This is a genomic window from Jiangella ureilytica (assembly GCF_004348545.1).
GTDB lineage: Bacteria > Actinomycetota > Actinomycetes > Jiangellales > Jiangellaceae > Jiangella > Jiangella ureilytica.
The window spans coordinates 16652-38406 of record NZ_SMKL01000060.1; the positions used below are offsets into that span (position 1 = coordinate 16652).

22 protein-coding genes are annotated in these 21755 nt (G+C 72.9%); 10 read left to right on the forward strand and 12 right to left on the reverse strand.

Going from position 1 to position 21755, the window contains the following annotated elements:
- Positions 1-24 precede the first annotated feature (24 nt).
- Positions 25-1170 (forward strand): hypothetical protein, encoded by a 1146-nt coding sequence (locus E1212_RS21960; protein ID WP_131986419.1) that lies wholly within the window; start codon positions 25-27, stop codon positions 1168-1170.
- A 66-nt stretch (positions 1171-1236) separates the two neighbouring features.
- Here the strand turns inward: E1212_RS21960 and E1212_RS21965 are convergent, their stop codons facing one another.
- Both E1212_RS21965 and E1212_RS21970 read right to left on the reverse strand, forming a co-directional pair.
- Positions 1237-2565 (reverse strand): acyltransferase family protein, encoded by a 1329-nt coding sequence (locus tag E1212_RS21965; protein WP_275296196.1) that lies wholly within the window; start codon positions 2563-2565, stop codon positions 1237-1239.
- Positions 2562-3170 carry a phospholipase A2 gene (locus E1212_RS21970; RefSeq protein ID WP_131986423.1) on the reverse strand — a complete coding sequence of 203 codons (609 nt, stop codon included), beginning with the start codon at positions 3168-3170 and terminating at the stop codon, positions 2562-2564. The genes E1212_RS21965 and E1212_RS21970 overlap by 4 nt, the downstream gene beginning before the upstream one ends.
- Positions 3171-3305: 135 nt before the next feature.
- Between E1212_RS21970 and E1212_RS30100 the strand changes: the two genes are divergently transcribed.
- From E1212_RS30100 to glmS, 4 genes are all read left to right on the forward strand, one after another.
- Positions 3306-5123, forward strand: a complete 1818-nt coding sequence (locus E1212_RS30100) for a sensor histidine kinase (RefSeq protein ID WP_203417088.1) — start codon at positions 3306-3308, stop codon at positions 5121-5123.
- Positions 5120-5785 carry a response regulator transcription factor gene (locus E1212_RS21980; RefSeq protein ID WP_131986425.1) on the forward strand — a complete coding sequence of 222 codons (666 nt, stop codon included), beginning with the start codon at positions 5120-5122 and terminating at the stop codon, positions 5783-5785. Before E1212_RS30100 ends, E1212_RS21980 begins: the two co-directional genes overlap by 4 nt.
- Positions 5786-5862: 77 nt before the next feature.
- Entirely contained in the window at positions 5863-6129 is a 267-nt protein-coding gene (locus E1212_RS21985) for a hypothetical protein (protein WP_131986427.1), read from the forward strand.
- Between the two features lie 66 nt (positions 6130-6195).
- On the forward strand, positions 6196-8010 hold the full coding sequence (gene glmS, locus E1212_RS21990) for a glutamine--fructose-6-phosphate transaminase (isomerizing) (protein WP_131986429.1): 1815 nt from the start codon (positions 6196-6198) through the stop codon (positions 8008-8010).
- Between the two features lie 13 nt (positions 8011-8023).
- Here glmS and E1212_RS21995 read toward each other — a convergent pair whose 3' ends face one another.
- The 4 genes from E1212_RS21995 to E1212_RS22010 all read right to left on the reverse strand — a co-directional run bounded on the left by E1212_RS21995 (position 8024) and on the right by E1212_RS22010 (position 13489).
- A complete protein-coding gene (locus tag E1212_RS21995; protein ID WP_131986431.1) occupies positions 8024-8947 on the reverse strand; it encodes an LLM class F420-dependent oxidoreductase in 924 nt (307 codons plus the stop codon).
- A gap of 51 nt (positions 8948-8998) precedes the next feature.
- Positions 8999-10021, reverse strand: a complete 1023-nt coding sequence (locus E1212_RS22000) for a magnesium and cobalt transport protein CorA (protein ID WP_203417093.1) — start codon at positions 10019-10021, stop codon at positions 8999-9001.
- A gap of 316 nt (positions 10022-10337) precedes the next feature.
- A complete protein-coding gene (locus tag E1212_RS22005; RefSeq protein WP_131986454.1) occupies positions 10338-11573 on the reverse strand; it encodes a class I SAM-dependent RNA methyltransferase in 1236 nt (411 codons plus the stop codon).
- Entirely contained in the window at positions 11570-13489 is a 1920-nt protein-coding gene (locus tag E1212_RS22010) for an APC family permease (protein WP_420814409.1), read from the reverse strand. The genes E1212_RS22005 and E1212_RS22010 overlap by 4 nt, the downstream gene beginning before the upstream one ends.
- Positions 13490-13646: 157 nt before the next feature.
- Here E1212_RS22010 and E1212_RS22015 point away from each other — a divergent pair, with 157 nt between their 5' ends.
- The gene (locus tag E1212_RS22015; protein WP_131986435.1) at positions 13647-14312 is read left to right on the forward strand and encodes a potassium channel family protein; all 666 of its coding nucleotides are present in this window, start codon (positions 13647-13649) and stop codon (positions 14310-14312) included.
- Positions 14312-14977 carry a potassium channel family protein gene (locus E1212_RS22020; RefSeq protein ID WP_131986437.1) on the forward strand — a complete coding sequence of 222 codons (666 nt, stop codon included), beginning with the start codon at positions 14312-14314 and terminating at the stop codon, positions 14975-14977. Before E1212_RS22015 ends, E1212_RS22020 begins: the two co-directional genes overlap by 1 nt.
- A 158-nt stretch (positions 14978-15135) precedes the next feature.
- Here the strand turns inward: E1212_RS22020 and E1212_RS22025 are convergent, their stop codons facing one another.
- Genes E1212_RS22025 through E1212_RS22045 form a run of 5 tightly spaced genes read right to left on the reverse strand, consistent with a single transcriptional unit; the run spans position 15136 to position 18089 of the window.
- Positions 15136-15882 carry a DUF3159 domain-containing protein gene (locus tag E1212_RS22025; RefSeq protein WP_131986439.1) on the reverse strand — a complete coding sequence of 249 codons (747 nt, stop codon included), beginning with the start codon at positions 15880-15882 and terminating at the stop codon, positions 15136-15138.
- A gap of 1 nt (position 15883) precedes the next feature.
- Positions 15884-16270 carry an OB-fold nucleic acid binding domain-containing protein gene (locus tag E1212_RS22030; protein ID WP_203417090.1) on the reverse strand — a complete coding sequence of 129 codons (387 nt, stop codon included), beginning with the start codon at positions 16268-16270 and terminating at the stop codon, positions 15884-15886.
- Positions 16271-16304: 34 nt separating this feature from the next.
- Positions 16305-17042 carry a DUF3710 domain-containing protein gene (locus E1212_RS22035; RefSeq protein ID WP_162605582.1) on the reverse strand — a complete coding sequence of 246 codons (738 nt, stop codon included), beginning with the start codon at positions 17040-17042 and terminating at the stop codon, positions 16305-16307.
- 16 nt (positions 17043-17058) lie between these two features.
- Positions 17059-17544, reverse strand: a complete 486-nt coding sequence (gene dut, locus E1212_RS22040; protein WP_131986443.1) for a dUTP diphosphatase — start codon at positions 17542-17544, stop codon at positions 17059-17061.
- Positions 17541-18089, reverse strand: a complete 549-nt coding sequence (locus E1212_RS22045) for a PaaI family thioesterase (protein ID WP_203417091.1) — start codon at positions 18087-18089, stop codon at positions 17541-17543. The genes dut and E1212_RS22045 overlap by 4 nt, the downstream gene beginning before the upstream one ends.
- Positions 18090-18187: 98 nt before the next feature.
- Between E1212_RS22045 and E1212_RS22050 the strand changes: the two genes are divergently transcribed.
- The gene (locus tag E1212_RS22050; RefSeq protein ID WP_131986445.1) at positions 18188-18646 is read left to right on the forward strand and encodes a DUF3093 domain-containing protein; all 459 of its coding nucleotides are present in this window, start codon (positions 18188-18190) and stop codon (positions 18644-18646) included.
- Between the two features lie 49 nt (positions 18647-18695).
- Here E1212_RS22050 and E1212_RS22055 read toward each other — a convergent pair whose 3' ends face one another.
- Positions 18696-18995: a DUF4193 domain-containing protein gene (locus tag E1212_RS22055; RefSeq protein ID WP_131986447.1), complete on the reverse strand. Its 300-nt coding sequence runs from the start codon at positions 18993-18995 to the stop codon at positions 18696-18698.
- Positions 18996-19265: 270 nt separating this feature from the next.
- Here E1212_RS22055 and E1212_RS22060 point away from each other — a divergent pair, with 270 nt between their 5' ends.
- Positions 19266-20213: an ABC transporter ATP-binding protein gene (locus E1212_RS22060; protein WP_131986448.1), complete on the forward strand. Its 948-nt coding sequence runs from the start codon at positions 19266-19268 to the stop codon at positions 20211-20213.
- Positions 20210-21406 carry an ABC transporter permease gene (locus E1212_RS22065; protein WP_131986450.1) on the forward strand — a complete coding sequence of 399 codons (1197 nt, stop codon included), beginning with the start codon at positions 20210-20212 and terminating at the stop codon, positions 21404-21406. The genes E1212_RS22060 and E1212_RS22065 overlap by 4 nt, the downstream gene beginning before the upstream one ends.
- Positions 21407-21755: the final 349 nt, after the last annotated feature.

Consider the following 21755-nt stretch of genomic DNA (forward strand, 5'->3'; position numbering starts at 1 on the left):
CTTCCGGAACCACCCATAGGAAGTGTGAAGATCTGGATGCTGCTGGTGTCGGTGGTCGTGCTCGTGGTGGTGGCCGGCTGCGCGGATGACGTGCGGCCGGTGGCCGATGTCGTGTCCGATACGCCGGCGGAGGCGCCCGCGGTTCCGGAGCCGCCGCCCCGGGCGGTCGCGGCCGCGGTCTCGCCGGGGGCCGCGGTGCTGGCCGACGGCGACGGGGTCGAGGGTCTGCTGCCGCTGGCGGTCGAGTCGTCGCTGGTCACGCCCTCGGCGACGGTGACGGTGACGGCTGCGGGCGTGTGGGACCTCGGGCCGCCCGACCGCGACCGGGTCGCGCTGGCCTGGCTGGTCCAGGTGTCCGCTCCGCCGCCGCTCGCGCCGTCGGCCGGTGACCCCCTGTTCGGCGACGGCGACGACCTCCCGCCGCGCGACGCGTCGACCACGCTCTGGCTCGACACCGGGTCCGAGCGGCTGCCGGTGACGGCTCCCGGTGGCGACGACCCGACGGTGGCGCGCTGCGACGAGGTGCCCTGCCGCGGTCCCGAGCCGCAGACCTACGTGCTGGTCGCGGGGGTCGATGCCCACGCGCGGCCGGTCCTCGTGGCGACGGCCGACGGCGTCGACCAGCGGCTCGATCCGGGTAGCGGCGAGGTCACGTCGGAGGTGTCGCGGATCGGGTCCGAGCGGGCGGGCGCCGTGCCGGTCGCCGCGCCGGCCTGGCCGCAACGGTCGCTGCCGGTGCGGTCGGAGGCCCAGCTCGAGGATGAGTTCGGCAGTGGTGCCGGCGACCTCACCCGCGGCGGCCTCGAGGTCGGCTACGGCGGCCGGGTCGCCGAGGCGTTCCTGGCGCCGTTCGACCGGGTCCAGGGCTGGGCGCCACCGGGCCACGCCTGGCTGGTCGTGCGGGTGGAGGACACCTTCCGCCAGCCGGCGCTCTCGGCCTGGCGGGCCGAGCTCGACGCCGGGGCGAGCTGGACCCTCGCCCACGACGCCGGCGTGGCGACACTCGCCCATCCGCCCTCCCCCTCGGACGTCCTCGCCTTCCTCATCCCCGACGACGTGCGCTCGGTGACGCTCGCCTACCAGCCGGCGGGCACGGTCGGCCTGCCGCCCGACGCCCATCACGAGTTCCGCGCGCCCGAGCCGCTCACCGCCGAGATCGCGCTCCCGTGACCACGCCGATGCCCGGCCGCCTCGGTACGGCGGATGACCCGCCGTGTCGGGGTGCCGGTTTCATGATCAGGTGCGGTCGCGGCGCCCAGGCGACCGCGAGGGAACACGATCACGCGGGCCGCACCGGCGCACCAGTGCCACCACAGCCAGCAACACGAGGGTCAGCGCCAGCAGCCAGGCGGGCCGGGTCAGCCACCAGGTCGCGCCGCCCGGCTCGGGTGGCGGCCGGTCCAGCGCCAGCAGCACACCGAACCCCGCCACGAGGACCAGGAGGTGCCACAGGTACACCGTCATCGCCACCGCGCCGAAGCGGCGTACCGCCGCCCAGACGGCGGGCCGGTCCAGCCCGCAGAGCAGCCGCGGTCGGGCCAGCAACACCGCAGCGCCCTGGGCCAGGCTCAGCACGATCACGCACACGGTCGGCGGCGACATGTTCGAGAGCTGCCCGGGCAGGCCCACCATGCTGACCGGGTACGGGCCCGGACCGGTCAACAGCACCAGCACGGCCACGGCGGCGGCGAGCACGGCCCAGAGCCGGCGCCGCGACACGCCGATCAGCCGGCCTTCGGCGTACCAGACGCCGAGCTGGTGCGCGAAGAGCCAGACCAGCGCCAGGTTGGCGAACGGCAGCACCGCCGGCACGGCCTCGAACAGAGCTGACCCGCCCGGCGCAGACCCGGCCGGTGCGCCGGTCAGCCGCACGACGTCCACCGCGACGGCGCCGAGCGCCAGCAGCACCAGCACCGTCCGCGGAGCCGCCGCGTGCCGCCGCACCAGGAGAGGAGCGACCACGATGATCCCGGAGTAGACGGCGAGAAACCACAGCGGCTGCACCAGCAGGCCGGCCACCGCGAGGGCATCGCCTGCCGGCAGTCCCGCCGCCAGCGCCACCACGGCCACGACCGGCACCGCGGCCAGGAACACCGCGGCCGGCCGCCACAGCCGCCCGAGCCGCGTGCTGACGAAGTCGCGCGGGCCGCCGCCGGCCGCGACCGTCCGCCGCCAGACGGTCAGGTTCGCGAACCCGCCGGCCATGAAGAACAGCGGCATCACCTGCAACACCCAGGTCGCAGGCCGGAGCGCGGCGAGCGAGGTCAGGGCGTTCTCCCCCACGATCCGGCCGTTCGACGAGACCGAGACGGAGGCCATCAGCCAGTGACCCGCCACCACGACCGCCAGGCTGGCCGCCCGCACGGCGTCGACCAGGCGGTCCCGCCCGCCTTCGACCCCGGCTCCAGCTTCGACCCCGGCTCCAGTTCCGACCCCGACCCCGGCTCCAGTTCCGGCTCCGGCCCCGGCTCCAGTTCCGGCTCCGTTCCGGGCTCCCGTTCCGGCTCCGATCCGGGCTCCCGTTCCGACCCCGACCCCGGCCTCGGTCCCGGACACGGCCGTCATCCGACGCGCCGGACGAGCGACGGGGCCGCGGCGGCGGCAGCGATGAGGACGCCGGAGAGCAGGTAGGGCCAGACCGCCTCGTCGCCGGGGTTGCCGTAGCCCTGCCGCCACGAGTTGAAGCCGACGGCGCCCACCGTCGCCCGGGCGAGCCCCGCGCACGCCGCCCCGCCGGACACGGCGGCGCAGCGTTCACGCAGGTCGGCGGCGAACCGGTCGTCGACGGCGTGGCGGGCCCAGGGCCCGAGCGCGCCGCCCTTCGCCGTCGCGTAGCGGAGCAGGTCGTAGCCGAGGTCATGCGCCCGGCAGGCCGGCCCGAAGTCGTAGGAGGTGCTGCCCAGCCAGGAGCAGCCGCCCGCCGGGTCGACCAGCCGCGCCGCCCCGTCCGGGCCGGGAACCGCGACCGGCTGGTAGCCCTCGACGGCGGCGAAGTCGGCGGGGAGCGCCGCCGCGAGCTGCGCGGCCGAGGCCGAGCCGCCGGTCAGCACCCGCACGGCGTGAGCCGCCGCCGGGTCCTCCGCCGGCGCCGGTGACGCGGGCCATCCCGCGCCGGTCAGCGCGAACGAGGCGGCCACGGCGGCCGCGACCAGAGCGATGCGAGTCCACATGCCGCCGGACGCTAGGAACGCGGCCGCACCGGATCGTCCCGCTACGGAGCCAGGTTCGGCCTACCCCGCAGGTATCCCTGAGGACACCCCCGTAGTACGACGCGCCGCCGCGCCCGCCGCCCTAATGTGAGGCGCGTGAACGGCGAGCGGCGCACGGCGTGGGCGTGGCTGCCGTGGCTCGGTGCCGCGGCGGCATTCGTCGCGACCCTGCAGACCGCCGACGACGTGCTCGGCGTCCCGCCGACGACCACCCCGCTCGTCGCCGCCGCCGCGGCCGTCCCGCTCGGCCTCATCACGACGGTGCCGGCGCTCGGCTGGCTGCTGTCGGCCGGCGCGGCACTCGTGGTGTCGCGGGCGTTCGACGTCACCGACGGCGACCCCTGGCCGTGGCCGACGGTGCACGGGGTGGTCCTGCTGGCGCTGGTGTTCGCGACGGCGTTCCAGCCACTCCCCGGCGGGCGCCGAGCGACGGGCGCCCTGGCGATGCTGATCCCCGCGATCGCGACCATCGCCACCGCGTTCCTCTTCGCGTTCTCCGTCCCCGACGACCTGCGGGCCGGCTGGACGGCCGGCGCGGCGCTGGTCGGCGTCGCCGGCATCGTCACGGCGCGGCTGCAGCTGTTCCCCACCCTCCCGGCCGGTGCGCCGGTCCCGCCGGGCGACCTCCCCCACCTGCTGCGCGGCGGGCTCCGGCGCGCGGCAACCGACTGGGGGCCGGCGCCCGCCACCACCGAGCCGAGCCCGGTCGCGCCCTGGGTTCGCCGCTTCGTCCCGTGGCTGGCCGCCTTCGTGATCTTCTGGACGGCCATCGCGACCATCGAGGCGTCCGTCGACATCCATCCGCTACTCGTCCCGGTCGCCGGCCTCGCCATCGCACTCCCGGCCGGGCTGGTCGACCGGAACCCACTCATCGGCTGGCGGCTCGCGACGGTCATCGGCGTCGTCCTGGTGCTCCTCGGCCCGCCCGCCGGCGGCGAGTACGACGGCGCCTGGCCGGTCATCTTCCAGTGGACCTGGCTCGCGACGGTGTTCTTCGTGGCCGTCCGCTACGACCGCTGGACCACGATCTGCGTCTGGGCCGTCACCGTCGCCGCGATGACGACGGGGTCGGGCCATAACGCCGGCACCTCCGTCACGCTGATCGTCGCGGTCACGGCCGTCGCCGTCATCGGCGACCTCGTCCGGGCCCGCCGGTCCACCAGCCGCGACCTCGAACGCCAGACCGAGCTCAGCGAGCTCGAGAAGGCCCGCCGCACGGTGCTCGAGGAGCGCAGCCGTCTCGCCCGCGACCTGCACGACGTCGTCGCCCACCACATGTCGATGGTCGTCGTCCAGGCCGAGACCGCGCCCTATCGCCTCCGTGACCTCCCGGACGACGCCCGCGCCGAGTTCGCCTCGATCGGCGGCTCGGCCCGGCAGGCGCTCGACGAGATCCGCGGCCTGCTCGGAGTCCTCCGCGGCACCGACGACGGCGTCGCCCTGGCCCCGCAGCCGGGCGTCGACCAGCTCGCCGACCTGGTCGGCGGCGCCCGCCGGTCGGGCGTCGCCGTCGAGCTCACCACCGCCGGCGCGCCACCACCGAGCCTCTCCGCCGCCGTCGGGCTGTCGGCGTACCGCATCGTGCAGGAGTCGCTGGCCAACGCCGTCCGGCACGCGCCCGGCACCGAGGTCACGGTCGACGTCCGCTACACCGAGACGGCGATCGAGCTGCGGATCCGCAACGCCCCGCCGAGGCCCGGCGGCGTCAGCGGTGCGGGCGCCGACGCGGCGAGCCGTGCGGCCGGCTCCGGGCACGGCCTGCTCGGCATGCGCGAGCGGGCCGCCGTCGTCGGCGGCACCCTCTCCGCGGGTCCGGCCGGGACCGGCGGGTTCGCGGTGGACGCCGTCCTCCCCTACCGCGCCGCGGCGGCCGAGGCACCCACCGACGTCACCACCGAGGAGCCCACCGCATGACCACACGCGTCCTGATCGTCGACGACCAGGCGATGGTGCGGGAGGGGTTCGGCGCGCTGCTCGCCGCGCAGGAGGACATCGAGGTGGTCGGAAGCGCGGCCGACGGTGCCGAGGCGGTCGACGCCGTGCGGCGACACCGGCCGGACATCGTGCTGATGGACGTGCGGATGCCGGTGCTGGACGGGCTGGAGGCGACCCGGCGCATCCTCAAGGCGCCCGGCCTGCAGCACCCGCGCGTCATCATGCTCACCACGTTCGACCTCGACGACTACGTCTACGAGGCGCTGCGGGCCGGCGCCAGCGGCTTCCTGCTCAAGGACGCCCCCGCCGCCGACCTGGTGCACGCGGTCCGGGTCGTCGCGGCCGGCGACGCACTGCTGGCGCCGTCGATCACTCGCACCCTGATCGCCGACTTCGCCCGCCGCCCGAAGCCGAACCGGCCGCGGCCGGAGAGGTTGCGCGTGCTGACCCCGCGCGAGACCGAGGTGCTCAAGCTCATTGCGGCCGGCCGGTCGAACGGCGAGATCGCCGACCTGCTCGTGCTGGCCGAGCAGACCGTCAAGACGCACGTCAGCCGGATCCTCATGAAGCTCGACCTGCGCGACCGCGCCCAAGCCGTCGTCGTCGCCTACGAGACCGGCCTCGTCCAGCCCGGCACGTGACCAGGAATCACGCGACTCCTGCCCGATTCCGGGCAGATCTTTGCCCATTCGCCGCTCCGTAGGGCACGGTTTACCCCGTGACCCACACGGCCGCGGACCTCGTCGAGCAGATCGTCCGGACGACGGGGCTGTCCACCGGCGAGGCGCGGCGGGTCGTCGCCGACGTCACGGCCTACTTCTCCGAGGCCGCCGAGGACTACGTCCGGCGGCGCCACCACGAGCTGCAGCTGCGCGGCGGCAAGAACGAGGAGATCTTCGAGCGGATCCGGGCCGAGCTGGCCCACCGCCCGGTGCGCGCGCCCGAGCTGACCACCCGGCAGCTGCGCCGCATCGTCTACGGCTGAACCCGCCCCCTGACCAGCACCGACCCCAGCCGCTGGGCTGGCGGCACGCGATCGGAAGGACCCACCATGTGCGGAATCGTCGGATACGTCGGCGCGAAGCCGGCCGCCCCCATCCTGGTCGACGGCCTCGCGCGGCTGGAGTACCGCGGCTACGACTCCGCCGGCGTCGCCGTCCTCGGGCCGAGCGAGATCCGGCTGCACCGCGACGCCGTCCGCGTCCGCGACCTCGAGGCGACGCTGCCCAAGCGCTTCGGCGGCAAGGTCGGCATCGGCCACACCCGCTGGGCCACGCACGGCGTGCCGTCGCAGCGCAACGCCCACCCGCAGCTCAGCGCGGACGGGCGGGTCGCCGTCGTGCACAACGGCATCATCGACAACGCCGCCCAGTTGCGGGCCGAGCTCGAGGCCGACGGCGTCGCGCTCGCCTCGGACACCGACACCGAGGTCCTCGCCCACCTCATCGCCCGCGCGGACGGAACGCTCGAGGACGCCGTCCTCGCCACCCTCGACCGCATCGACGGCACCTACGGCCTCGCCGTCCTCGACCGGGAGCACCCGGACCGCATCGTCGTCGCCCGCAACGGCAGCCCGATCATCATCGGCATCGGCGACCGCGAGATGCACGTCGCCAGCGACACCTCTGCGCTGGTCCGCTACACCCGTCAGGTCGTCCACCTCGACGACGGCGAGCTCGCCACGCTCAGGGCCGACGGCTACCAGACCTTCACCCGCGACGCGCGCACGACGAAGACCGCCGTCACCGTCGACTGGGACACGTCGGACTACGGCACCGACGGCCATCGGCACTTCATGCACAAGGAGATCGCCGAGCAGCCCGACGCCGTCCGCCGCGTCCTCAAGGGCCGGCTGGACGAGCGGTTCCAGACCGTCCGCCTGGGCGGCCTCGAGATGGACGCCCGCGAGATGCGCGAGTTCCGCCGGGTCAAGATCCTAGGCTGCGGCTCGGCCTACTACGCCGGCCAGGCCGGAGCGCAGTTCATCGAGGAGCTGGCCCGCATCCCGGCCGACGCCGAGCCGGCCTCGGAGTTCCGCTACCGCAACCCCGTCATCGAGAAGGACACGCTCTACGTCGCCGTCAGCCAGTCCGGCGAGACGTACGACACGCTGGTCGCCGTCCAGGAGCTCAAGCGCAAGGGCGGCCGGGTGATCGGTCTGGTCAACGCGGTCGGATCGAGCATCGCGCGCGAGTGCGACGGCGGCGTCTACCTGCACGCGGGTCCCGAGGTCGCCGTCGCGTCGACCAAGGCGCTGACGAACATGATGGTCGGCTTCGCGCTGCTCGGCCTGCACCTCGGCCGCATCCGCGACGTCTCACCGGCCGACGGCCGCCGCCTTCTCCAGGCCCTCACCGCGCTTCCGGAGCAGATCGAGACGATCCTGGCCGACGAGGAGCAGCTCGCCGCCGTCGCCAAGACCCTCGCGCAGGCACCGAGCCTCTTCTTCGTCGGCCGCACCCGCGGCTTCCCCGTCGCCCGCGAGGGGGCGCAGAAGTTCAAGGAGATCTCGTACCGGCACGCCGAGGCGTACCAGACGTCAGAGCTCAAGCACGGCCCGCTCGCGCTGGTCGGCCCGGACCTGCCGACCGTCGCGATCGTCCCCGACGACGAGCTGCTCGACCGCAATCTCGGCGCGCTGCAGGAGATCACCGCGCGATCGGGCCCGCTCGTGGTGGTGACGCACGACGGCGTCGACCTCGGTGTGACGTCGGCGCACGTCGTCGCCGTGCCGAAGAGTGAGCCGGAGCTGGATCCGCTGCTGCTGACGATCCCGCTCCAGCTCCTCGCCTACCACGCCGCGCTGCTGCTCGGCCACGACGTCGACAAGCCCCGCAACCTCGCGAAGTCCGTCACCGTCGAGTGAGCCCGCCGGCGAGTCAGCCCACGTGCGGCGCGACCTCGGCCGCGATCAGCTCCAGGTGGTCGAGGTCGGCCAGGTCCAGGACCTGCAGGTAGATCCGGCTGCCGCCGAGCTCGCGAATGGCGTTGATGCCGTCGACGACCTCGCGCGGGGTGCCCGCCAGACCGTTCTGCCGCACCTCGGCGGGCTCCCGCCCGATGGCGGCGGCACGGCGGGCGAACTCGGCCTCGTCGGCCCCGACGCAGGCGACCAACGCGACCGAGTAGACCAGCGAGTCGGGGTCGCGGCCAGCCTCTTCACACGCCTTGCGCACGGCGAGGAACCGGTCGCCGATGTCGGACTTGGCCGGGAACGAGGTGTTGTACTCGGCGGCGTACGTGGCGGCCAGCGCGGGCGTGCGGCGCGGGCCGTTGCCGCCGACGATGATCGGGACCGGCTGCTGCACCGGCTTCGGCAGCCCAGGCGAGTCGGAGACGGTGTAGTGCCGGCCCGCGAAGTCGAACGTCGACCCCTCGGGCGTGTTCCACAGGCCGGTGACGACGGCGAGCTGCTCTTCGAGGATGCCGAATCGCTTCTCGGGGAACGGGATGCCGTAGGCCGCGTGCTCGGCCGCGTACCAGCCGGCGCCCAGGCCCAGCTCGACCCGGCCGCCTGACATCTGGTCGACCTGCGCCACCTGGATGGCCAGCACGCCGGGATAGCGGAACGTCGCCGACGACACCAGCGTGCCCAGGCGGATGCGCGACGTCTCGCGGGCCAGCCCGGCCAGCGTCGTCCACGCGTCGGTGGGGCCGGGCAGACCGCTGACGGAGCCCATCTTCAGGTAGTGGTCGGAGCGGAAGAAGGCGTCGAACCCGAGCCGCTCGGTCGCCTGCGCGACGGCGAGCAGGTCGTCGTAACTGGCCCCCTGCTGGGGCTCGGTGAAGATCCGGAGCTGCATGGCTCCAGCCTTTCACGACCCCGGCCGGCGCCTGCGGGCAGCCGGACGAACCTACAGCCAGCCCTTGCGCCGGAAGACGACGAACAGCATCGCGCAGACCAGCCCCATGAGGATCAGCGCGAACGGGTACCCCCACGCCCAGTGGGTCTCGGGCATGTTGTCGAAGTTCATGCCATAGATGGTCCCGACCAGCGTGGGCGCGAACAGGATGGCGGCCCAGGCGGAGATCTTCTTGAGCTCCTCGTTCTGCTCGAAGCTGGCCTCCGTGAGCGACTTCATCTCCTCGTTCTGCTGCTGCGTCACCAGCGTGGCGTTGACGGCGAGGATGTCGGAGAGCACCTGCCGGAAGCCGTCGACCCGCTCCGTCACCTCCGTGACGTGGTCGGCGACGTCGCGCAGGTAGCGCTGGAGCTCCTCGTCGGTGCCGTACTTCTCGAAGCCCGCCTCGAGGCCGGCCAGCATGCCCGGCAGCGGCCGCGTGGCCCGCTGGAACTCGAGCACCTCGCGCGACAGCTCGTAGATGCGCCGCGACACCTTGGGATCGCGGCCGAACACCTGGACCTCGATCTCGTCGACGTCGTTGCTGACGCCGTTGACGACCGGGACGTAGCCGTCGACCACGGAGTCGAGGACGGCGTACAGCACGGCCTCGGGGCCGAGGCGGAGCAGGTCGGGGTCGTCCTCCATGCGGCGGCGGACGCCGGACAGGTTCGGCGCGGCGCCGTGGCGGACGGTGATGACGAAGCCGGGCCCGACGAACAGGTGCAGCTCGGCGAAGTCGACCTCTTCGACGGAGTCGATGTAGCGGGCCGCCCGCAGCACCACGAACAGGGTCTCGCCGTAGCGCTCCAGCTTGGGCCGCTGGTGCGCCTCCATGGCGTCCTCGATGGCCAGCTCGTGCAGGTCGAACTCGTCGGCCAGCGACATCAGCTCGGCGTCGTTCGGCTTGTAGAGCCCGATCCAGGCCATCGCCTCGGAGTCGGTGCGCAGCTGGCGGTAGGTCTCGGCCAGTGAGCTGGGCGAGCTGATGCGCTTGCCGTCGCGGTACAGCGCCGCGTCGACGATGCTCGACATCGGCTCGCGGACCTCGGGCTCACCCGCGGGATCGTCGGTCACGGTGCTGCCGCGGCCCTGACGGCGAAGGGCCGGCCTGATGACGCGCAGTGCACGCTGACGGCGAGGTGGCATGACGTCGCTCCCGGGACGGTGAGGCGGACGGAATCGGGTGTCGATCGACGCAGGAACACCCGGCCGCCAGGCATCAGCTGCCCGTGACCTCGGTGCCCTGCGGCGCATGACTAGGGGGTTCACTGCGCATGGCAGCCTCACCTCCCGATTCGTCGCCGCTGTGCCGCCCTCCAGAATAGTCCACGCGGGCCCCCTGCGGCGATCAGCCCGACCGGTCCGGCTCCAGGATCGCGACGCACTCGACGTGGTGCGTCATCGGGAACAGGTCGAACGCACGCAGCCCGGCGAGCCGGTAGCCGTGGCCGGCGAACGTGGCGAGGTCGCGGGCCAGCGCGGCGGGGTCGCAGGCGACGTAGGCGACCACCCGCGGCCGGCGGGCGGCGATCCGGCGGACCACGGCGGATTTGGCGCCCTCGCGGGGCGGGTCCAGCACGACGACGTCGGCGGCGTCCGGCACGCCCGCCGGCCCCGTCGCCGACAGCACGCGGTCGACCCGGCCGGCCACCAGCCGCACCCACGCGACGTCGTGCAGGTTGCGCCTCGCGTCGGCGATCGCCTGCCGCGACCCCTCGACGCCGAACACCGACCCGGCCGGCCCGACGGCGTTCGCCAGCGCGCCGGCGAACAGCCCGACGCCGCAGTACAGGTCCATCGCCCGTTCGCCCGGCCGGGCCCGCACGCCGTCGAGCACGGCGCCCACCAGCGTGGCCGCCGCTCCCGGGTGCACCTGCCAGAAACCGCCGCCGCTGACCCGCCAGCGCCGGCCGGCCGCCTCCTCGACCACGTGACCGCGGCCCTCGACGACCTCGTCGTCGACGATGATCTGACGCTCCCCCGTGGTCGCCGCGACCACCTCGACCGACGACGCGCCCGGCCAGTGCCCGTCCTCGACGCGGGCCGCGCGGACCGCGTCGTGCGCGATGAGGCAGGTGTCGACGGGGACGACCTCGTGCGAGCGGTGCTGGCGCAGTCCGGCCCGCCCGGCGGCGTCGACGGCGTACGTGACCCGCGTGCGCCACGACAGCCCGTTCTCATCGCCCGGAACCGGCTCGACGGTCACCTCACGGCGGATCCCGGCCAGCCGCTCGAGCTGCTCGGAGACGACGGCGGCCTTCAGCGACCGCTGGGCGGGCAGCAGCACGTGCTGCCAGTCGCAGCCGCCGCACTTCCCCGGGCCGGCCCACGGGCACGGCGGCTCGACCCGGGCCGGCGACGGCGTCAGGATCGCGACGGCGTCGGCGCGCCAGAAGCGGTCCTCGGTACCGCCCTCGGTGATCCGGATCCGGACCCGCTCGCCGGGCAGGGTGTGCCGGACGAAGACGGCGCGGCCCTCGTGCCGCGCGACGCAGACACCGCCGTGCGCGACGGGCCCGACCTCGACGACCACCTCGGTGCCGACGACGGACTCGCCGCGGACGGTGCGGGCCCGGCCGCTCAGCGCGGGCCCCGTCGTACGTCGCCCGGCGCGCGGCGCGCGGGCCTGGCCTTCACCGACGCCGCCGACCGCAGCTGCCACGGGACGCTCGTCACCATGACGCCCGGCGTGAACAGCAGCCGGCCCTTGAGCCAGAAGACGCTCTGGTTGTGCAGGATCCGCTCCCACCAGTGCCCCACGACGTACTCCGGCACGTACACCGTCACCACGTCGCGCGGGCTGGCCCGGCGGATGGCCCGAACGTACTCGACGACCGGCCGGGCGATCTCGCGGTACGGCGAGTCGAGCACACGCAGCGGCACCGGGATGTCGTGCCGGTCCCACTGGTCGAGCAGCTGGTTCGTCGCTGCGGAGTCGACGTCGACGGTGATGGCCTCGATGATGTCCGGCCGCGCCGCCCGGGCGTAGGCGATGGCCCGCACCGTCGGCTTGTGCAGCCGCGACACCAGCACGACCGCGTGCACGCGCGACGGCAGCAGCGACTCGGCCGGCCAGTCGTCGACGGCCAACTCCTCGGAGGTGGCGTCGTAGTGCCGCCGGATGCCGCGCATCAGCAGGAACAGCAGCGGCATCATCGCGACGACCAGCCAGGCGCCGTGGGTGAACTTGGTGATCAGCACGACGACGAGGACCGTGCCGGTGAGGGCCGCGCCGGTGGCGTTGATGACCCGCGAGCGCAGGATCTGCCGTCGTTCCGGGCCGGCCGGACCGCCCGCCAGCAACCGGTTCCAGTGCCGCACCATCCCCGTCTGGCCGAAGGTGAACGCTGTGAACACCCCGACGATGTAGAGCTGGATCAGCCGCGTCACCGAGGCGTCGAACGCGACGATCAGCAGTCCGGCCAGCACCGCCAGCACGATGATGCCGTTGCTGAACACCAGCCGGTCGCCGCGGGTGTGCAGCTGGCGCGGCGCGTAGCGGTACTGCGCGAGGATCGAGCCGAGCAGCGGGAAGCCGTTGAAGGCGGTGTTCGCCGCCAGGATGAGGATGAGCGCCGCGGCGCCCTGCACGTAGTAGAACGGAATGGTGCCGCCGCCGAACACGGCCTCGGCCAGCTGCGAGATGACCGTCGGCTGCGGCAGGTCGCAGTCGAAGCCGACCAGGTCGCACGGGTTCTCGACGTAGCGGACGTCGGCGATGACGGCCAGCGCGGTGATGCCGCTGAACATCGTGATCGACAGTGTGCCCATGATGGCCAGCGTCGCGGCGGCGTTCTTCGCCTTGGGCTTGCGGAAGGCGGGCACGCCGTTGGCGATCGCCTCGACCCCCGTCAGCGCGGTACAGCCGGACGCGAAGGCGCGCAGCACCAGCAGCATGAGCGCGATGCCGCCGAGGTCGGTCATCTCGGCCTCGACGTCGTAGCCGGCCGACTCCGCGACCGGGTCGGCGCCGAACACCGTCTTGCCCAGGCCCCACACGATCATCGCGCCGATGCCGACGATGAACAGGTAGGTGGGGATGGCGAACGCGGTGCCGCTCTCGCGGATGCCCCGCAGGTTCATGGCCGCCAGCAGGACGACCAGCCCGATGGCCATCGGGACCCGGTAGTCGTTCAGTTCCGGCACGGCCGAGATGAGGTTGTCCACGCCCGCGGAGACCGACACCGCCACCGTCAGGATGTAGTCGATGAGCAGCGCGCTCGCGACGATCAGTCCCGCCGTCGGCCCCAGGTTGGTGTTGGCGACCTCGAAGTCGCCGCCGCCCGTCGGGTAGGCCCGCACCAGCTGCCGGTACGAGGCGACCACCGTGACCAGCAGCAGCACGACGACGGCGGCGACCCACGGCGTGTACGTCAGGTACGCCAGGCCACCCAGCGTCAGGATGACCAGGATCTCCTGAGTGGCGTACGTGACCGACGACAGCGGGTCGCTGGCGAACACCGGCAGGGCCAGCCGCTTGGGTAGCAGCGTGTGCCCCATGCGCTCGCTGGGGAGTTTGCGACCGATGAGCAGCCGCTTGGAGAGATCGCCGAGGCTCGGCACGATCGGCAATGGTATGCCTTCCACCGCGGACGTGTAACGTCGAGTGCGACACGCCGAGCCCGGGGGTCGCCCCGGTCGATGCGGAAGGACCAGAGTGCACGTCGTCATCATGGGCTGCGGCAGGGTCGGCTCGACCGTCGCGCACATCCTCGAGTCGCACGACCACACCGTCGCCATCGTCGACCAGAACCCCGAGGCGTTCCGGCGGCTGCAGCCCGGGTTCGAGGGCTCGACGGTGGCCGGCGTGGGGTTCGACCGCGACGTGCTCATCGAGGCCGGCATCGAGCGCGCCGACGCGTTCGTCGCGGTCAGCAGCGGCGACAACTCCAACATCCTCGCCGCGCGGGTCGCCCGCGAGACGTTCGGCGTCGACAACGTCGTGGCCCGCATCTACGACCCCGGCCGCGCGGAGGTCTACCAGCGCCTGGGCATCCCGACGGTGGCGACCGTGCGGTGGACGGCCGACCAGATCCTGCGCCGGCTGTTCCCCGAGGGCGCCCAGACCGAGTGGGTCGACCCCACCGGCACCGTCCAGCTGGCCGAGCTGCACGTCAGCAGCGGCTGGATCGGCCTCACCGCCGACAAGCTCGAAAAGGCGTCCGGCGCCCGGATCGCCTTCCTCACCCGCTACGGCGAGGGTGTGCTGCCCACCGCCGACACCGTCATCCAGGACGGCGACCTCGTGCACGTCCTCGTCAACACCGAGCGCATCCCGTACGTCGTCCAGGTGCTCTCGAAGGACCCGGAGGTGGAGGTCTGATGCGGGTCGCCATCGCCGGCGCCGGCAACGTCGGCCGCTCGATCGCGTCGGAGCTGCTGGCCAACGGCCACGACGTGCTGCTCATCGACAAGGACACCAAGGCCATCAAGGCGGCCAGCGTGCCCGAGGCCGAGTGGCTGCTGGCCGACGCCTGCGAGCTGTCCATGCTCGAGGAGGCCGCGCTCGACCGCTGCAACGTCGTCATCGCCGCCACCGGCGACGACAAGGTCAACCTCGTCGTGTCGCTGCTGGCCAAGACCGAGTTCGGGGTGCCCCGGGTGGTGGCCCGGGTCAACCACCCCCGCAACGAGTGGATGTTCAACGAGTCCTGGGGCGTCGACGTCTCGGTCTCGACGCCGCGCATCATGAGCGCCCTGGTCGAAGAGGCGGTCAGCGTCGGCGACCTGGTCCGGCTGTTCAGCTTCCGCCAGGGCGAGGCCAACCTCGTCGAGCTGACCCTGCCGGCCGACTCCCCCATCGTCGGGACGGCGGTCGCCGACGTCGCGTGGCCGGTCGACACCTCGCTGGTCTCGATCATCCGCGGCAAGCACGTGCACAGCCCACTCCCGGACCTCCCCCTCGAGGCCGGCGACGAACTGCTCTTCGTGGCCGCCCCGGAGCGCGAGAAGCAGCTCGAGAACCTGCTCTCGCCCCACAACGCCTGACGGACCACCATCCGCCCGCCCTCTTTCACCCCATCACTCCACGTCGATCGTGGAGTGATGGGGCAGTTGCTGGGCGAGATGTCCGATTGACGGCCCGCTTACTCCACGATCGACTTCGGCGGCGGGGACGCGGCCGCGTCGGCTCGGGGCCGACGGCGTCAGCTGTCGGCGGGGCCGGGGTCGGTCTTCGCGGGCGACGGCGACGGCGACGGCGCCGCCGTCGCGTCGAGGCGGTCCTGGTGGGCGCGGTAGGCGGGCCGGATGATCAGCCACGACAGGTAGGCGACCAGCAGGAACAGCGGCCAGCTCATGACCAGCCGGGCGCCGGCCAGCCAGCCGATCTGCTCTTCGCCGGACAGGTACAGCGGCACCTGGACGGCCAGCCGCAGCGCGAACATGCCCACCCACAGCGTGCTGGCCAGCGTGTACGCGCGCACCAGCGCGGGATCGCGCCGCCAGGACATCCCCTGACCGGTGACCAGGCCGACGAAGACGCCCAGCAACGGCCAGCGGACCAGGATCGAGACCAGGTACGCCAGCCCGTAACCGACGTTGATGAGCAGGCCGGGCAGGAAGACGTCCTCGGCCCGGCCGGTGCGGTTGGCCATGAAGGCGGCGATGCCGACGCCGAGGAACCCGGCGATGACGTTCTGCAGCGGCTCCTTGCGCAGCAGCCGGACCACGGCGAGCAGCACGCCGGAGCCGATGGCGACCCAGAGCGACAGCGTGAGGTCGCGGCCGGCCGCGGTGTAGACGAGCGTGAACAGGGCGAGCGGGAGGCCCGCGTCGAGCAGGGCGCCGGGCCCGAGGACGTTCTGGGCGCGGAACCGCTCGTCCGAGGCGATCGCCTGGGCCCAGCTCGGCCGGCCGCTACGGTCGGGGGCGCCGGGATCGCTCTGGCTCATCTCACTCCATGCCTGCGGGTAGCAGCTCGTATCGCGGGTTGTACATGATTCTGCGGCCGTCGAGGGTGGCGACCCGTCCGGTCGCGACCAGTCGTCGTCCGCAGCTGATGCCGGCGATGCGCCGCCGGCCGAGCCAGACCAGTGTCACCGCCCCGGAGCCGTCGAACAAGTCGGCCTCGAGGGCGGGTGTGCCCAGGCGGGGCTGCAGCGTGACCGACTGCAGCACCCCACGGACGCGCACGGTCGTGCGGTCCTCGACATCGGCGAGCGGCTCACAACCCGTCTTGCGGGCGTCGTCGCGCAGTTCCTCGGCCTCGACCTCTTCGTCAGAGGCGACCCACCGAGTGATGGCGCCCCAGAGTCCGCGGCGCCCATTCTTCTCGTCCACGTCTCTAGGATATTCCGGCCGGCAAACGCACTGGTCAGGCCTGCAGCGGCTGGGACGGGTCGACCGGCTGCTGGCTGCCCGCCGGCGGCTTGAGCGCGATGACGTCGCCCGGCGCCATGGGCGCCTGGCCGCGCACGACCACCGTCTGCTTCACCAGGTCGACGAACTGCTGGAAGACGGCGGCGTCGTTGGTGGCCTTACCGAGGAACGTGGCGCGCAGCATCCAGCGCGGGCCGTCGACGGCGGAGACGCGCGACGGCTGCAGCACCTGCTTGCCGTCGGGCGCCTGCACCGGCACGACCAGCCGGATCTCGGGACCGAACGGGCCGGGCGCCTCGTCGGCGCGGCCGCCGCGGCGCTTCGCGTCCTGGGTGATCTGCAGCCGGGTCTGCCCCCACATGCCGGAGCTGCGCGGCGCGGCGACGGCGATCAGCTGCACCGCCGCGTCCTCGATGGCGAGGACGGCGCTGGTGGCGTTGCCGGTGCGCTGGTCGATCTGCAGCTGCAGCTTCATGCCGGGCGCGGCCTTGACCAGCAGGCCGCCGAGGTCGACGCGGCCCTTGCGCGCCTCGGCGAGGTCGACCTCGGACTCGTCGAACGGGCCGCCGGTGCGGTCGCTCTTGGGCGACTCGCCCTCGTCGCCCGCCTCGCCCGGCTCGCCCGAGCCGGAGCCCGCGCCGGTTCCCGAGCGCGACGGCGTCGACGACGCCTGCGTGGTCTCCTCGACCTCGGGCTCGTCCTCATCGCCGTCGCGGCGCCGCCGTCCCCACACCTGACCGTCCCCTTCGCTATCGAACGCCGGCGTTGCCGCCGGTCTGAGTTGCCGTTCCCGTCGAGCCGTACCCACCGTCGCCCCGCGCGGAGCCGGGCAGCCGCTCGACCTCGTGGAACCGGGCCTGCTCGACGCGCTGGATGACCAGCTGAGCGATCCGGTCGCCGCGCGCGAACACCGCCGGCTCACGCAGGTCGTGGTTGACCAGCACCACCTTGACCTCGCCCCGGTAGCCCGCGTCGACCGTGCCCGGCGTGTTGACGATGCTGACCCCGAGCCGGTGCGCGAGCCCCGAACGCGGGTGGATGAATGCAGCGTAACCCGCGGGCAGGGCGATCGCGATGCCCGTCCCCACCATGGCCCGCTCCCCTGGCGCGATGCTGACGTCGCTGGTCGTGACCAGGTCGGCACCCGCGTCGCCGGGGTGCGCGTAGCCGGGCAGCGGCACGCCGGGATCGAGGCGCGTGATCAGGACGTCGACCGGACGGTTCTCGTTCGTCACGGGTTCACCTCCGCGACCTTTGCGGCCGCTTCAGACAGCTCCGACGGCTCGACCGCGCGGCCGTGCTCGATGAAGTGGGTGGGCGGCACGACGACGAAGACGGCCGATGCGGTGACGCTGACGGGGCCGTCGGCGGCGTTCTCGCGGCCGGTGGCGGACATGAAGATCTTGCGGCCCTCGGCGCCGTCGACCGCGGCGTCGATGAACAGGGTGGTGCCGACCGGGACCGGGCGGCGGTAGCTGGTCTCGAGGTGGCCGGTGACGGCCGGCTTGCCGATCAGCCAGATCAGCGAACCGAGCACCTCGTCGAACGCCAGCGACAGCATGCCGCCGTGCGCGAGGCCCGGGGCGCCCTGATGGTCGTCGGTGACGGTGAACCTGCCCGACACCGTCAGCCCTTCGCCGGCCGTGACCGTGACGTGCAGCCCCGTCGGGTGGTCCGGCCCGCAGCCCACGCACATGCGGTAGTGCGAGGCGATGGTGGAGCCGGGCGCCGGCGCATCGGGGTGCCGCCCGATCGCGCCGTCGAGGTGCCGTTCGATCACGATCGACGACCCTACCCGCTCACTGTCCGCGATCCGTGGCAGCCCGAACACCGGCCCCTGCGGGGGTCCACCTTCACGGTGCGTGGCAGTCTGCTGCAATGACCCATTACCGCGAACGCCTGGTGGCGCCGGTCCTGTGGTGGGTGCTGCTGGCGGGCCTGACCGGGTCGGCCTGGCTGGTCTACCACCAGGTGTACGGCCCGGGCGTCTCGCTGCCGGTGGCCGCCGGGGTGTTCCTGCTCGGCGCGGCCGCGCTGCTCGCGTACGGCCGGCTGCTCATCGCCGTCGACACTGACGGCGTGACGGTCGGGCGGGCCCGGCTGCCGCTGACGGCGCTCGGCCCGGCCGAGGCGATGACCGGCGACGCGGCCCGCACGGCCCGCGGTCCCGGCCTCGATCCCCGCGCCTACCTGGCGATCCGGGGGTACGTGCCGGGGGTCGTTCGCATCGGGGTCGACGACGACGCCGACCCCACCCCGTACTGGCTCGTGTCGACGCGCCGCCCCGAGCGGCTCGTAGCCGTGCTCGAGGCGGCGCGTCAGACCACCGGCCGGTGACGGGGAAAGGTTCAGCTCGGGCCTTCCGGCCCTTCGTGCTCGACGGGGCTCAGGCCGCGCAGTCGCGGCAGATGAGCTGCCCGTCCTTCTCCTTCGCCAGCTGGCTGCGGTGGTGCACCAGGAAGCACTGCGAGCAGGTGAACTCGTCAGCCTGCCGCGGCAGTACCCGGACCGCGAGCTCCTCGTTCGACAGATCTGCTCCCGGCAGCTCCATGGACTCGTTCAGGTCCGACTCGTCGACGTCGACGATGCCGGACGACTTGTCCATGCGCCGGTTCTTCAGCTCCTCGAGCGAGTCCTCGGACAGATCGTCGTCGGTCTTGCGTGGCGCGTCGTAATCGGTTGCCATCGATCTATTCCCCCTCACTGGGCGCGTGTGGTTCGTCCGTTGGCCGGGTCGGTTGGACTCCGTGCCCCTCCGTAACGCACGACGGCCCACGGTTGTGCCCGCTCCGAGCGGGAGATTCTGCCTGATGCCGTACCCGGTTGGCACGGCACCCCACCCTGTGGGATTCGTGTCGTCCTCTGGACCGACGCGTCACACCGTCCTCGGGGACGAGGGATGTCACCATTCCAAGCGGGAAGCTGTCTACGGACCATACGCGCTGAGAGGATCCGCATGCTCGAGATCGACCGGCTGTCGCGCCGCTACGGCGACGTCGTGGCCCTCGACGACCTCTCGTTCACGGTGCGACCTGGGCAGATGTACGGTTTCGTCGGCACCAACGGAGCCGGCAAGACCACCGCGATGCGCATCGTCCTGGGCGTGCTCGAGCCCGACAGCGGCGAGGTCCGCTGGAACGGCACCCGCCTCGACCAGGACCTGCGCCGCGAGTTCGGCTACATGCCCGAAGAGCGCGGCCTGTACCCGAAGATGCAGGTCCACGAGCACCTCGTGTACCTCGCGCAGCTGCACGGTGTGGCACGCATCACAGCCGTGAAGGCCGCATCGGAGCTGCTGGAGGCGCTCGCTCTGAGCGAACGCGCGTCAGATCGCATCGAGTCGCTCTCGCTCGGGAACCAGCAGCGCGTGCAGCTGGCGGCCGCGCTCGTCCACGACCCCACGGTGATGGTCCTCGACGAGCCGTTCAGCGGCCTCGACCCCATGGGCGTCGACGCCATGGCCGCCGTCCTGCGCGCCCGGGTCGACGCCGGCGCCGCCGTCGTGTTCTCCAGCCACCAGCTCGAGCTGGTCGAGCGCCTCTGCGACGCCGTCGGCATCATCCGGGCCGGCCGCATGGTCGCCGACGGCAGCGTCGACGAGCTGCGCGGCGACGCCGGGCACCGATACCGGCTCGCTGTGGGTGCGGCTGCGGGCTGGACGGCGTCGCTCGCCGCCGCCGTCCCGGGCCTCACGATCATCGACGACGGTGACCGGGTCGCCCTGGTCGAGCTGCCGCCGTCGGCCGACGACCAGACGCTGCTCGACGCCGCCCGCGCGCTCGGGCCGGTGCACCAGTTCACGCCCGAGCGGCCGACGCTGGCCGAGCTGTTCCGCTCGGTGGTCGCCGAACCGGCGCCCGATCCCGCCGTTGCCGGCCCGAAGAAGGTCGAGGTCGCCCGATGACGCGCCCCCTGTCGTTCCGCGAGGCCGCCACGCTCGTCGCCCGGCGCGAGTTCGGTCAGCGGATCCGCGAGCGGTCCTTCTTCATCTCCCTGCTCATCACCCTCGGCATCATCGCCGTCGTCGTGCTGCTCCCCCGGTTCACCGACCTCGGCAACGACAGTTACGACGTCGCGCTCGTCGGCGACTCGTCGCAGCTGCAGGAGGCGGTCGAGCACCAGGCCGAGGTCGCCGACATCGAGGTCTCCTTCCGGTCCGTCGCCGACGCGGCGGAGGCCGAGTCCGCCGTCCGCGACGGTGACATCGACGCCTACGTCGACGATGACACCGTCTACGTCGACCAGTCCCTCGACAGCTCGCTGCGCGCCGTCCTCGAGAACGCGTACAGCCAGGTCGAGGGCGCGCGGGCGCTGGAGTCGGCCGGCATCGACCCGGCCGAGGTGTCCGCCGCCCTGACCTCGGCGACGCTGGAGACGGTGACGCTCGACCCCGAGGCCGACGAGCGCGAGACCCGCGGCGGCATCGCCTTCTTCGGGACGATCATCCTGTTCGGCCAGCTCATCACCTACTCGATGTGGGTCGCCATGGGCGTCGTCGAGGAGAAGTCCAGCCGCGTCGTCGAGGTGATCCTGTCGACCATCCCGGCCCGCGCCCTGCTCGCCGGGAAGATCATCGGGATCGGGCTGCTCGGGCTGGTGCAGCTGGCGCTGATCGGCGGACTGGGCCTGGGCATCGCGGCCGCCCTCGGTGCCGTGGAGCTGACGGGGCCGATGATCACGCCCGTCCTGACGGCGCTCGGCTGGTTCGTGCTCGGCTTCGCCGCCTACGCCTCGCTGTCCGCCGCGGCGGCCGCGCGGATCTCGCGGCAGGAGGACCTGCAGAACGTCACCACGCCGGTCAACACGCTGATGATGGTGTCGTACTTCGGCGCCTTCTTCGTGTTCCTCAACCCCGACACCCCGGCCGCCGGCGTGCTGAGCATCGTGCCGCCATTCAGCGCACTGATCATGCCGCTGCGGATGGCCCGAGGCGATGCGGCGGCGTGGGAGGTCGGGCTGGCTCTGGGGCTGATGCTGGCGCTGATCGCGGTGCTGGTGGTCCTGGCGGCGCGGATCTACGAGGGCGCGGTGCTGAGGATGGGCGCCAAGGTGCCACTCAAGGACGCCTGGGCGGCGCGGCGGAAGGTGAGTTCCTGAGGTCAGTTCGGCCGGGGGGATGAGGGTGGCTCCCCGTCCCCCTTGCTGCCCATTCTCTTGACGCCACCGATCATCTCCGAGCACGGTTGGCCGGGCTCCTCGCCGAGTCGCTCGGGGGTGATGAGGTGGGCTCCCCGTCCCCCTTGCTGCCCATTCTCTTGACCCCGGCCACCCGCCGATCATCTCCAAGGGCGGGTTGGCTCCTCGCTGAGTCGGTCGGGGGGTGAGGTGGGCTCCCCGTCCCCCTTGCTGCCCATTCTCTTAACCCCGGCCACCCGCCTCAAGTCCGCGCGCTCTGTGCTTGCGCGCCGCCGGGGTCGGGGCGCTTGAACTTGACCCGGGCACCCGG